At 74.4% G+C, this 12584-nt stretch carries 10 protein-coding genes and 1 pseudogene; 3 read left to right on the forward strand and 8 right to left on the reverse strand.

Going from position 1 to position 12584, the window contains the following annotated elements:
* Positions 1–159 precede the first annotated feature (159 nt).
* A complete protein-coding gene (locus OIM89_RS14150; RefSeq protein WP_030696132.1) occupies positions 160–723 on the forward strand; it encodes an I66 family serine proteinase inhibitor in 564 nt (187 codons plus the stop codon).
* An 84-nt stretch (positions 724–807) separates the two neighbouring features.
* Here the strand turns inward: OIM89_RS14150 and OIM89_RS14155 are convergent, their stop codons facing one another.
* Positions 808–2091 (reverse strand): adenylosuccinate synthase, encoded by a 1284-nt coding sequence (locus tag OIM89_RS14155; RefSeq protein WP_030696131.1) that lies wholly within the window; start codon positions 2089–2091, stop codon positions 808–810.
* Between the two features lie 178 nt (positions 2092–2269).
* Between OIM89_RS14155 and OIM89_RS14160 the strand changes: the two genes are divergently transcribed.
* Together OIM89_RS14160 and OIM89_RS14165 are read left to right on the forward strand one after the other, a co-directional pair.
* On the forward strand, positions 2270–3058 hold the full coding sequence (locus OIM89_RS14160) for a diacylglycerol kinase family protein (RefSeq protein ID WP_030696130.1): 789 nt from the start codon (positions 2270–2272) through the stop codon (positions 3056–3058).
* 169 nt (positions 3059–3227) lie between these two features.
* Positions 3228–3686 (forward strand): annotated as a pseudogene (locus OIM89_RS14165) (isochorismatase family protein); the annotation flags it as partial.
* A gap of 33 nt (positions 3687–3719) precedes the next feature.
* On the opposite strand, the gene OIM89_RS14170 reads toward OIM89_RS14165, so the two are convergent.
* The 7 genes from OIM89_RS14170 to OIM89_RS14200 form a co-directional block, all read right to left on the reverse strand.
* The gene (locus OIM89_RS14170) at positions 3720–5168 is read right to left on the reverse strand and encodes an FG-GAP and VCBS repeat-containing protein (protein WP_264491324.1); all 1449 of its coding nucleotides are present in this window, start codon (positions 5166–5168) and stop codon (positions 3720–3722) included.
* Between the two features lie 141 nt (positions 5169–5309).
* Positions 5310–5996 (reverse strand): response regulator, encoded by a 687-nt coding sequence (locus tag OIM89_RS14175; protein WP_030696128.1) that lies wholly within the window; start codon positions 5994–5996, stop codon positions 5310–5312.
* Positions 5993–7465 carry a sensor histidine kinase gene (locus OIM89_RS14180; RefSeq protein WP_217466414.1) on the reverse strand — a complete coding sequence of 491 codons (1473 nt, stop codon included), beginning with the start codon at positions 7463–7465 and terminating at the stop codon, positions 5993–5995. The genes OIM89_RS14175 and OIM89_RS14180 overlap by 4 nt, the downstream gene beginning before the upstream one ends.
* 152 nt (positions 7466–7617) lie before the next feature.
* Positions 7618–8448 carry an SDR family oxidoreductase gene (locus OIM89_RS14185; protein ID WP_264491325.1) on the reverse strand — a complete coding sequence of 277 codons (831 nt, stop codon included), beginning with the start codon at positions 8446–8448 and terminating at the stop codon, positions 7618–7620.
* Positions 8449–8711: 263 nt separating this feature from the next.
* Positions 8712–9569, reverse strand: coding sequence for an alpha/beta hydrolase family protein (locus OIM89_RS14190; protein ID WP_030696125.1), 858 nt, complete (start codon positions 9567–9569; stop codon positions 8712–8714).
* Between the two features lie 355 nt (positions 9570–9924).
* The gene (kynU, locus tag OIM89_RS14195) at positions 9925–11166 is read right to left on the reverse strand and encodes a kynureninase (protein ID WP_217466416.1); all 1242 of its coding nucleotides are present in this window, start codon (positions 11164–11166) and stop codon (positions 9925–9927) included.
* 153 nt (positions 11167–11319) lie between these two features.
* Positions 11320–12213: a tryptophan 2,3-dioxygenase family protein gene (locus OIM89_RS14200; protein WP_030696123.1), complete on the reverse strand. Its 894-nt coding sequence runs from the start codon at positions 12211–12213 to the stop codon at positions 11320–11322.
* Positions 12214–12584 lie beyond the last annotated feature (371 nt).

A 12584-nucleotide genomic window follows, 5' to 3' on the forward strand; every position in this document is an offset into this window, starting at 1 on the left:
CGCTCTGCGGCCGGCCCGCAGCCGGACGGCGGGGCCCTTTCCCACGCATACCCCGCAACGGGCGAGACGCGCGGGAGGCCGGTTACCAACGGGACGCGGAGTCGTTGAGTGCATCAGCCCATCACCGGCATTTCCCCCACGACTTGAGGAGTACCCGACATGAGCACCACCGCAGGAACCGACCGCCGCACCCTCCTGAGGACCGGCGTGGCCGGGCTCGCCGCCCTGGCCGCCGGAGCCGTCCTCACCCCCTCGGCCCAGGCCGAAGGTGACCGCGAGCTGCCGATGTCGCCGCTGACCCTCTGGCTGCGCGGCGCCCCCGCCTTCGTGCGGGACGGGCTGCTCTTCACCGACCTCATCGGCGACCAGCGCCCCGAGCAGTGGGTCCTGACGGCCCAGCCGCAGCACGGCCCCGACACGTTCACGATCGAACTGGCCTCCCGCACCGGCGCCGGCCTGGTCGTCCCGGAGGACGAGGGCGAGCCGGTCGGTGTCCGGCCGCTGATCGTCATGCCGACGTACCCGCCCCGGTACCCGCTGAACGAGCTGTTCCGGATCACCCCGGTCGACCCCGGGAGCCGTGCCTACCTGGTCGCCTCGGCCCTGACGGACGGCCCCCCGCGCCACCTGGCCCGCGCCCGGGTCGAGGACATGTCGCTCCGTCCGAAGCCGGTCTTCGCCCGCACCGGCGAGGCCGAGCCGGTCGAGATCCGGTTCGCCTGACACCGGCCGCCCCGGAAGACGGCGGGGCCGCGGGCACCGTCTCCGGTCCCCGCGGCCCCGCCGCGCGTACGCCTCGCCGTCAGGTCAGACGAAGGAGTTGATCTGGATCGTCTCGGTCCGGCCGGGGCCGACACCGATCGCGGAGATCGGGGCGCCCGACATCTCCTCCAGCGCCTTCACGTACGCCTGCGCGTTCTTCGGCAGCTCGGCGAAGGTCTGGGCCTTGGTGATGTCCTCGGACCAGCCCGGCAGGTACTCGTAGACGGGCTTCGCGTGGTGGAAGTCCGACTGGTTGTACGGCAGCTCCTCGACGCGCTTCCCGTCGATCTCGTACGCCACGCAGACCGGGATGCGCTCCCAGCCGGTGAGGACGTCGAGCTTGGTGAGGAAGAAGTCGGTGAGGCCGTTGACGCGGGTCGCGTAGCGGGCGATGACCGCGTCGAACCAGCCGCAGCGGCGGTCCCGGCCGGTGGTGACACCGCGCTCGCCGCCGATCCGGCGCAGCGCCTCGCCGTCCTCGTCGAACAGCTCGGTCGGGAACGGGCCCGCGCCGACGCGCGTGGTGTACGCCTTGAGGATGCCGATCACCCGGCTGATCTTCGTCGGCCCCACACCCGCACCCGTGCAGGCGCCGCCCGCGGTCGGGTTGGAGGAGGTCACGAAGGGATACGTGCCGTGGTCGACGTCGAGCAGGGTGCCCTGGCCGCCCTCGAAGAGGACCACCTTGTCCTCGTCCAGCGCCTGGTTGAGGATGAGCGTGGTGTCCGCGACGTACGGGCGGATCGCGTCCGCGTGGACCAGCATCTCCTCGACGATCCGCTCGGCCTCGACGGCCCGGCGGTTGTAGACCTTGGAGAGCAGCTGGTTCTTGACCTCCAGCGCCGCCTCGACCTTCTGGAGCAGGATCGACTCGTCGTAGAGGTCCTGGACGCGGATACCGGTCCGGTTGATCTTGTCGGCGTAGGTCGGGCCGATACCGCGCCCGGTCGTCCCGATCCGGCGCTTGCCGAGGAATCGTTCCGACACCTTGTCCATGATCACGTTGTACGGCGTGATCAGGTGGGCGTTACCGCTGATCAGCAGCTTGGAGGTGTCGACGCCGCGCTCGTTCAGTCCGCTCAGCTCGGAGAGCAGGACCGACGGGTCGACGACGACACCGTTCCCGATGACGGGCACGCACCCAGGGGAGAGGATTCCGGAAGGGAGCAGATGCAGCGCGTACTTCTGGTCGCCGACGACGACCGTGTGGCCGGCGTTGTTGCCGCCCTGGTAACGCACCACGTAATCCACTGAGCCACCGAGCAGGTCGGTGGCCTTTCCCTTGCCTTCGTCACCCCACTGAGCACCGAGCAGCACGAGTGCGGGCACAGGCGTACACCCCTTCCGGGCGGGGCATGTCCAAGGTTCAGGGCGCACACGCGTACGCGTACACGCCGACCGCCGTTGGCCGAGAACCGTCGGACCGCATGCCCCGAAATAGACGAAGCCCCTGGCGCAAGAGCGCAAGGGGCCTTTGCACAAAGATGCTACCCGAGGAAGGACCGAGGTGTCGGCTCGAGAGCCCGCCACGACCACCACGCCGTCGCTGCTGGTCATCGTGGACCCCACTGCCCGCCGCCTCGACGGGGAATCCGTGCGCATCGCCAAGGACGTGCTCAGCGCCGGCGCCCAGGTCAAACTCTGCCTCCCCGAGAGCCCCCGGGAGTACGCCCGCGCGCTGGCCCGGCGCGGCTCGCGGCGGCCGGTACTGATCGGCGACGACCGCTCCCTGGTCCGCGCCGTCACCCAGCTCCACCGGGAGCGGGAGCTGGCCGAGGCCGACCTCGCCATGGTGCCGGTCGGCTCGGGCGGCGCCCTGCGCCTCGCCCGCCACCTCGGGGTGCCCGCCTCCGCCGTGGCGGCGGCCCGCGCGGTCCTCGACGGGCGGCCGCGTCGCCTGGACCTGCTGGTCGACGACAGCGACGGCGTGGTCCTCGGCGAGCTGCACGTCCCGGCGCCGCCGCGCCCGGCCGGCCGCGTCCCCTGGCTGCGCCGGTCCCCCGCCGCCCGCACCGGCCCGACACCGCTGCGGGTCGAGGCGGACGGCCGCCTCGTCGCCGACCTGGACCGCCCGGTCCACTCGGTCACCCTCGCCCCCGGCACCGACGGGAGCGTACGCGCCGAGGTGCGCGCCGCCGCGACGGCGGACGCGCCCTCCCCGGGGGGTACGTACGCCGGGGTGGTGACGGTCTCCGGGCCCGACTTCCACTACAAGGCCGACGGGCGGACGCTGGGCCCGGTCCGCACCCGGACCTGGCGGGTGCGCGGGGCGGCCTGGTCGCTGGTACTGCCGTAGGCCGGGCTGCGGCTCCTCTCCCACTCCAGCAGCCTGGCCACTTCCGTGAAGCGCATCCGGTCGCCGGCCTCGGTGAGCTTGGCCAGGTGGAGGTAGTCCGGGGGCGGAGAGGCGGGAGCGGGCCGGGATCTGATGGGAGGAGCGCAGCGAGGCCGGGGCCGCCCTTCCCCAGCCCTTCCAGCTCGCCCATCTGCACAGCCACGAGCCGGCGATGGTCGTCGACAACGTCGTCGGACTCGCCAAGGCCGCCAAGGCGTTCGGCGTCCCGACCGTCCAGACGACCGTGCTGGAGGAGCGCGGCGGCCTGCTGATCCGGGGCCCGGAGATCTGTGTGGCGATGCCCGCGATACAGGCGGCCGGCGAGGGCTACGAGGTGCACGCCGTCACCGACGCCTCGGGGGCGTCTCGGCCGAGGCCCACGAGAGGGTGGTCCGCCGCATGACCCAGGCCGGGATCACGCCGATCACCTGGCAGGCAGGCCGTGCTCGGCGAGTGGCAGCGCGACTGGGCCCGTGAGGAGGCCATCCCGGGCGTCATCGAGGTCCAGGCCCAGCACGGCGGCGGCTCGGCGGTGGCGTACGCCTGGGAGACGCAGCTTCTGGCGGGGAGCGGGCGGAGCGGGGTCTGAGCCGGGCGTACGGCGGCCAGGGCCTGTCGGGCGCTAGCTGCCCAGGTGGCGGCCGAAGCCGGTGGCCTTCGCCGGGAGGGTGAGGGAGGCCGGGCTGAAGCTGAGCGGGGTGCTGGTGACGGCCCAGACCGCGCCGCTCCCGGCGTTCTCGGCGGGGGCGGCGGAGAGCAGGTCGTCGCGGTGGTCGCCGTCGAGGTCGGCGAGGAGGAGGCGGGTGCCGAAGGCGTCGCCGGTCTCGTTGGCGCCGGGGACGCCCGGGGTGCCCTGGTTGACGGCGGTGGCGCCCCGTCCGGCCGGGCCGGTGGGCGAGCCGGGGATCAGGGTGACGGCACCGGCGTCGACGGCGGCGTCGATGTCCTCGCCCGGGGCGCCCACGGCGAGGTCCTGGTGGCCGTCACCGTCGAGGTCGCCGACGGCGAGGGAGGCGCCGAAGTGGTCCCCGGCCTCGGAGGCGCCCTGGCCGGAACCCGGCACGCCCGGGGTCTCCTGGGAGAGGTCGAGCGGGGCGCGGTCACCGCCGGGGCCGGCCGGGCTGCCGAAGAGGACGCGGACGACGCCGCCGCTGTTCCGGTCGACCGGGTGGCTCGGGTCGCGCTCGCCCCAGGGGTCGGGGGCGTCGTGGGCGTCGCCGACGATCAGGTCGTCGCGGCCGTCCCGATCGAGGTCGGCGGCGGCGAAGGCGGTGCCGGTGGTCTCGTTCCGCCACGTGGTGCCCTGCTCGCTGAGCCCGGTGGCGGTGCCCCGGAGCCAGGTCGGGCCGGAGGACTCCTCGTAGGCGGTGTGGTGGAAGACCACGTCGTCGCGGCCGTCGCCGTCGAAGTCGCCGGTGGTGAAGGTGGTGAGGCGGGTGAAGTGGGGCGCGCCGCCGCCGAGTGCGAGCGTCGGTGCGGCCATGCCCGGCTTGAACGGGCCGAGGGCGACGGCCAGCGAGTCCTTCTCGTCGCCGTTCTGGGTGGTGACCAGGTCGAGGTGGCCGTCGCCGTTCACGTCGGCGACGCGGGTGCCGAGGCCGCCCGCCTCCTCGTGGGCGGAGGTCACCGAGGTGGTCCGGTTGAGGCCCTTGGCCGAGCCCCAGAGGATGACCAGGCGCCCCGGCGCGAAGTCGTTCGCCCGGTCCTCACCGGGCGAGCCGACGACCACGTCCGCGTACCCGTCGTGGTTCAGGTCGGCCGAGACGGGCGCCGTGCCGAAGGCGTCGCCCGCCTCGTCGGTGCCGCCGATGCCGGGGCTCGCCTGGCTGATCACCTGGTGCTTGCCGGTCACCGGGCCGTTGGCGGAACCGGGGACCACGGTCAGGTAGCCGCCCTTGCCGCCGCCGGGCACACCCACCACCGACTCGGCGTACCCGTCGCCGTCGACGTCGTACGGGACGGCCGGGACGGCGCGCGCGGGCGCCGCCGTCGCGGCCGGGGCGAGGGCCAGCAGCCCGCCACCCGCGGTCAGGGCCAGCACCAGGACGGTGGCCAGGGGTCTTGTACGCACGTGCGCCTCCAACGGTCCGTCGGTCGTCACGGCAGGGCCGGTGCTGACGTACACCGGCCCGTCGCCGCACGGGGATTGACCTGCCGTGGAGGGCGGAGGTTGTACGGCGCGGGCGGAGGGCCGGCCTCCGCCCGCGCCCGGTCAGCGGGGTCCCCCCGGGGTGGGCGTGACCAGGCCCGCCTCGTAGGCGAAGACGGCGGCCTGGGTGCGATCGCGCAGCGAGAGCTTCACCAGGACGCGCGAGACGTGCGTCTTCACCGTCGACTCGGCGACGAAGAGCCGGTCGGCGATCTCCGCGTTGGACAGGCCCTGCGCGATCTGCACCAGCACCTCCGTCTCCCGCTCGGTCAGCTCCCCGTACTGGCCCGGGCCCGGCGCCTGCGGCCGCTCCGCGAGCCGCGAGAACTCCGTGATCAGGCGGCGGGTGACGCCGGGGGCGAGCAGCGCGTCGCCGCTGGCCACCACCCGGACGCCCTCGGCGAGCTGGCGGGCCGAGGCGTCCTTGAGCAGGAAGCCCGAGGCGCCGGCCCGCAGCGCCTGGTACACGTACTCGTCCAGGTCGAAGGTGGTGAGGATGAGGACCCGGGCGGCCGCGTCGGCGGCGACGATCTCGCGGGTCGCCTCGATGCCGCTCAGCTCCGGCATGCGGATGTCCATCAGGACGACGTCCGGGTCGAGCGCGGCCACCTGGCGCACCGCCTCCCGGCCGTTGACCGCCTCCCCGACCACCTCGATGTCCGGCATCGCCCCGAGCAGCACGGAGAACCCCTCCCGCACCATCATCTGGTCGTCGGCGATCAGTACCCGGACAGGGCGGGACCCGGTCAACGGTCCTCCTTCTTGACGAGGGTGAGGGGGGTGGTGGGGGCCTCGTCCGGGGCGGGCGCCCGGGGCACCGGCCCGTCGGAGGCGGGTTCGGGGGCGACAGGCTCGGCGGGGGCCGGCTCCTCGGGTGCCGGCAACGGCGCCGGGAGGAAGGCGGAGACCTCGAAGCCGCCGGACTCGTCGGGGCCCGCGTGCAGTTCACCGCCGAGGACGGCGGCCCGCTCGCGCATCCCCGTCAGGCCCTGCCCGGCGCCGGGCGAGGGGTCGGCGGGGCGCTCCGGCGCGTCGTTGACGACCCGCAGCCCGAGCCCGACCGGCACGTACGCCAGCTCCACCCGCGCACTCGCCCCCGGCGCGTGCCGCAACACGTTGCTCAACGCCTCCTGCACCATCCGGTACGCCGACAGCTCCACCCCCTGCGGCAACTCCCGCCGCCGCCCGGTCACCAGCTTCTCCACCGGTACGCCCGCCTCCCGGACCCCGTCCAGCAGCCGGTCCAGGTCGGCCAGGACGGGCTGGGGCGCGTCGGGGGCCTCGTAGTCGTCGGCGCGGACCACGCCGAGGACCCGGCGCAGCTCGGTGAGGGCCGCCACCGCGCTCTCCCGGATCGCGGCGAAGGCGTCGGCCAGTTCCTGCGGCGGGTTCTCCACCCGGTAGGGGGCCGCCTCCGCCTGGATCGCGACCACCGACATGTGGTGCGCGACCACGTCGTGCAGCTCGCGGGCGATGGTGGTGCGCTCCTCCAGCCGCACCGCCCGGGTCCGCTCGGCCGCCGTCGCCGACCGCTCGGCGCTCACCTCACGGTGCGCCTCGCGGACCGTCTCCCGGGTGGTCCGGCGGAAGTGCCAGATGCTGACCGCGGTGAGGGCGAGGCCGAGGAAGAAGAGCAGCGGGACGGTGCTGCCCGAGCCGACCCCCGTCATCCCGCCGACGAAGAGCGAGAACGCGGCGGTGATCAGCCACATCCACAGGGCGGCCCGCGGCCCCTGCCAGGCAGCGGCGATCGTCGACACGATCAGCGTCACCAGGAAGGAGACCGGCCCGAACGGCAGCGTGTCCCCGTACCCGGTGAGAACCGAGGCGAACGCGCCGACCGGCATCGTCAGCCACCAGGCGGCCACCGGCCGGGTCGCCGCCAGCACCGCCGGCGCCACCGCGAACAGGCCGAGCACCATCAGCTCGGGAAGCGACATGTACTGCCCCGTGCTCAGGCTGACGAGCAGGGCGAACAGGATCGACCCGAAGACCAGGACGTGTGGGGCGTGCGAGGCGAGGCGGCGCATCCCCGGCAGCCGCATGGTCTCGCTGTCCGGCACGTTCAGCACCGGAAGCGGCCGGTAGGCCCAGGCTCCGCGCACCAGGTCGTCGCGGAACGCCCGCAGCCCCGCACTGATGAACTGCGCCTCCGGCCCCTTCCGTATCCCGGCCGAGCGAGGTGGCGGTGGCGAGGTGGTGCCCGTGGTCTGCGTCATGCCCCCACGGTAGGCACCGCGCCCCACCTCCGGCGTCCGCTTGGTTACGGATTCCACGGGGTCCGCCTTGAGGGGGAGGCGGGGGCGCGCGCCTCCGGCTCGCGGTGGGCCCCCGCCTCCCTCAGAGCGCGGGCCCAACGGGAGCGGCCCCCTCACGGACGGCCGGGGGTGAACCGGTCCGCGTGCTCGCGCGCCCACTCCTCGAAGCGCAGGGCCGGCCGCCCCAGCAGACGCGGAACCGACGGATCGACGGTCCGGCCCTCCACCGGGGTGTCGCCGTACACCTCCAGGAGGAACCCGACGACCTCCTCGGCCATCCCGGCCGCCCGCCACCGCTCACGCGCCTCCCCGGGCGTCAGCTCGTCGACCCGTACGCCGGCTCCGCGCGCCCGCGCGATCGCCGCGGCCTTGTCGTGCACGGTGAGCACCTCGGGACCGGTCAGCGTGTACGTCTGCCCCGCGTGTCCCTCCTCGGTCAGCGCGACGGCCGCGCACGCGCCGATGTCCCGCTCGTGCACCATGGCGCTCAGCCGCCCGGTGAACGGCTCGCTCACCGTCGACGTGGCCCGGATCTCCGGCGCCCACTCCAGCGCGTTGGCCATGAACTCCACCGGCATCAGCACCGTCCACTCCATCCCGCTCCTGCACACCGCCTCCTGCAACGGCGTCTCCCCACCCCCGAACAGCACGGTGGCCCGCCGCACCCCCGACACCTCCGCCATCGCCACCAGCCGCTCCCCCGTCTCCAACGGCGCGAACAACTCCCCGCCGAAGGTGATGAGATGCACCCCCGACACCCCGTCGAACACCCCCTCCAGCCCCTCCGGCTCCGTCAGATCCCCACCCACCACCTCAACCTCCCCGGGCAACCCGGCTCCCGCCGGGTTTCGCGTCAACGCCCGGACCTGCTCGCCGCGTGCCAGCAGCTCGGTCACCACTTGCCGCCCTACGGTGCCGGTGGCTCCGGTGACGAGAACAGTCATGGGCCCCTCCTTCGCTCGATCGCCGCACGGCGTTTCCGTCGACGGTGCGGACGCTAGGGGTGGTTGCGGACAGGGGGAGTCCGCGATGGGGGGGAGGGGCTACAGCCCCCGCCACCTCTCCAGCCCAGTCGGCGCACCTCTCCAGCCCGGCCGGCGCTTGAGGCCATCGGCGACCGACGGCTCAGGGCACCCCCCGCGCTACGGACCCGGGGTGAGCCCCGACGAGCCCGACGAACTGGAAACCCGGGGGCCCAAGGGCCCCTTCACCAGGCCAGTTGGGCTATCTCCTCCGCGACCAGGGCGCAGGCGGCCGACGCCGGGTCGATGAGCGGGAAGTGGCCCACGCCGTCGACCAGGGTGAAGCCCGGGGTCTCCCCGGCGGCCGTCGCCGCGTCGGCGTACGCCTCCGCCACCGCGGGCGGCACCTCCGTGTCGACGGTGCCCTGGACCAGGGTGGTGGCCATACCCGTCGGCAGCAGGGCGGTGGGATCGGCGTGGGCCAGCCGCTCCTCGTACTCCTCGCCGAGGAGCTGGGCGAACGCGCCACCGCAGACGTTCAGTTCCGCCGAGGTGGCGAAGTCCGCGATGGGGGCGAGCGCCACCACTCCGCGCACTGCGGGCGCCTCGGGCAGGCGCCACGGGGAACCGGCGGGCAGGACGTGCCGGGCGGCGGCCCAGAGCGCGAGGTGGCCGCCGGCCGAGTGCCCGGTGAGGACGGTACGGCCCGGGTCGGCCTCCGGGACCGCCTCGGCCGCCAGCTCCGGCAGCGCGTCGAAGGCGGCGGCGATGTCGTCGAAGGTGTCGGGCCAGCGCCCGGCGACCTGCCCGCCGTTGCCCCGCCGGTACTCCACGCTCGCCACCGCGAACCCGCGCCCCGCCAGGAACGCCGCGAACGGCGAGATGTGCAGCCGGTCGTGCGCGGCCCGCCACGCCCCGCCGTGCACCACCACGACCAGCGGCGTGCCCGGTGCCGCGCCCGGACCGCGCGGGGCGTAGAAGTCCACCACCTGGTCCGGGTCCGGGCCGTACGCCACCGTGGTGTCCGGCGCCGCCTCCGGGTGCCCGAACAGGGAGCTCTCCTCCGCCGCCTCGCGCTCCGCCGCGCTCCGCGCTGCGCCCACCGTCGTCCTCCTCGGCTCGACTCGCTGCCTCTGCTCGGCCGTACTGGGGCCCGGTCGGGCCTTGGCCGGGCCTTGGCCGACCTTGGTCCGGCCCCGCCGGCCCTGGTCCGGCCCAGCTCGGCCCCGGGCCCGGCGCGGCCCCGGGCCCTGCGGGACCCTGTTCGGCCGTGCACGGGCCTCGCAAGGTCCTGCTCGCCCCTGCTCGGCCGCGACCGGGCCGGCTGGCCCTGCTCGACCCCATCGCCATCCGGCCATGGCTGGCTGGATTGTGACATGCGCTTTCCGGCCTGGAGGACCGGCCTGCCAGGCCCCGTTCGCGGCGCCCCGTTCCGGTGACGGGGCGCCGCCACGGGGCTCAGACCGTGTCGAGCGTCTCGGCGAGGAGCCGGGCGGCCCGCTCCACGTCGGCGAAGCCGAGGTAGAGCGGGGTGAACCCGAACCGCAGGATGTCGGGGCTGCGGAAGTCACCGACGACGCCGGTCGCGATGAGCCGCTCCATCACCGCAGCCGCGTCCGCGCACCGCAGCGCGACCTGGCTGCCCCGCTCCGCGTGGCCGGCCGGCGTCACGACCTCGACCCGGCCCTCGGGGACGTACGCCTCGACGCAGCGCAGGAAGAAGTCGGTGAGCGCCAGCGACTTCGCCCGGACGGCGTCGAGTTCCACGCCGTCCCACACGCCGAGCGCCGCTTCGAGGGCGAGGAGCGAGAGGATGTCGGGGGTCCCGACGCGCCCCCGCAGCGATCCGTCGGCGGGCCGGAATCCGGGCTCCATGCCGAACGGTTCCACGTGGCCGTTCCACCCCGGCAACGGCGAGTCGAACGCGCCCTGGTGCTCGGCGCGCACGTACAGGAACGCCGGGGCGCCGGGCCCGCCGTTGAGGAACTTGTACGTGCACCCCACCGCGAGGTCCACCCCGTGCGCGTCGAGCCCCACCGGCAGCGCCCCCGCGCTGTGGCAGAGGTCCCAGACGGCCAGCGCCCCCGCCTCGTGCACGGCGGCGGTGAGGCCGGGCAGGTCGTGCAGGCGGCCGGTGCGGTAGTCGACGTGGTTGAGGAGGACGGCGGCGGTACGCGGGCCGAGCGCGGCGGGCACCTCGCCGGGCTGGACCGGCCGCACCGTGCAGCCGGTGAGCCGGGCCGCCGACTCGGCGATGTAGCCGTCGGTCGGGAAGGTCGCGGCGTCGACCAGGATCTCGTCCCGCGCCTCGTCCCGGCCGCGCGCGATGCGGACCGCGCCGACGACCGCCTTGAAGACGTTGACGCTGGTCGAGTCGGCGACCACGACCTGGCCCGGGGCTGCCCCGACCAGCGGCGCGATCCGCTCACCGATCCGCTCGGGCGCGGTCCACCAGCCGCTCTCGGTCCAGGAGCGGATGCGCAGTTCGCCCCACTCCCGGCCGATGACGTCGGCGATCCGGCCCGGTACCGCCTTCGGCAGCGCGCCGAGCGAATTGCCGTCCAGGTAGACCGAGTCCTCGTCGAGGACGAACTCCGCGCGCTTGTCCCGCAGGACGTCCTCGGCGTCGAGCTTCGCCGCCTCCGCGGCCAGGTGTGCGTACGCCTCGGGGTGCGCGCTCCCCGTCTCCGTCACGCTCATGTGCTGATTCCCCTCCCCGAGCCTGCGGCGGGGTGCCGGAGGCGGTCGCGGTCGTCGGTCGTGCGAGTGGTGCGGGTGGTGCCAGTGTTGCGAGCGCCGGGGGTGGCACGGGTGGCACCCCCGACGGGTGCCGGTACCCGTGCCGGGCGGCGCTCAGACATGGCTGCGGGCCGTCCACAGCTCGGGGAAGACGGTCTTGCCCGCCCGCTTCTCCAGCCAGGCGACGCCGGCGGAGCCGCCGGTGCCGGTCTTGGCGCCCATGGCACGGCGGGTGGCGGTCAGGTGGTCGTTGCGCCAGCGCCAGACCAGCTCGGCCACGTCGGTCAGCACCTCGCCGAGCCGCAGCAGCTCGGGATCGGCCGCCGCGGGCCCGTCCGCCGGAGCGCCCTGCCCGGCGGCGGGGCCGATCTCCTGGGCGCCGTAGACGGCGGCCCAGACGGCCTCGACCTCCTTGGACGGCTCGTACTTCTGGGTGAGGTCGCGGTCCAGGACCTCGGCGGGGATCGGGTGGCCGCGCCGGGCGAGGAGGCGCAGCACCTCGTCGTAGAGGCTCGGCTCGTGGAGCGCCTTCTCCAGCTCGGCGTGGACACGGGGCGCGCCGCGGTGCGGGACCAGCATCGAGGCGGACTTGTCCCCGAGCAGGAACTCCATGCGCCGGTACATCGCCGACTGGAAGCCGGAGCCCTCGCCGAGGGAGCCCCGGTAGGAGTTGAACTGGGCCGGGGTCAGGCCCGAGAGCGGCCGCCAGGACTCGTTGAGCGCGGCCATCTCGCGCAGGGAGCGCTTGAGCGCGTCGAGCGCGGTCGGGATGTCGTCGCGGCGCAGGGCCGCGGAGGCGGTCTCCCACTCGTGGACGATGACGGTGAACCACAACTCCATGACCTGGGTGGTCACCAGGAAGACCATCTCGCCGGGGTCGTCCGACCGCAGATGCTGGAGGTGGGTGAGGACGTCGGCCTGGACGTAGTCCTCGTAGGGGGTGGTACCGGCGAAGTCGAGATTCGGGGTGTCCGAACCGGCTTCCGTGGCACCGAGGTCGTGCGACATCTCTGTCTCCTCGATACGAACTACCGGGTAGCGGTCCGCTCGACCGCCCACCGCACGACGTGCCGTGGAAAGCGGGAGCTCCGGTCCCCTCGAACCCTCGGGTGCGCGGTGCGCGCACACGGGCTCACCTCGCATCATCCGATGCCGGGCCCGCGACTGCAAGGCGGGTGCGCGCGGGCCACGGAGCACTCCCCCGGGACCGCCTGTCCACAACTGTGGACAGGGCCGGCGCCAGGGCTCAGGGAGGGTCGCGCCTTCGTCCCGCCCGTAGCGGCTCATCCGCCGTGACAGCAGGGCGAGTTCGCGACGGCCCGGTGGCCTCGCGAAGCGACGTGACGCGGCTCGGGCGGGGGCGAGGGCCGGGGCGGAAG

Origin of the sequence: Streptomyces sp. BI87 (assembly GCF_025957665.1) — a bacterium.
GTDB lineage: Bacteria > Actinomycetota > Actinomycetes > Streptomycetales > Streptomycetaceae > Streptomyces > Streptomyces albidoflavus.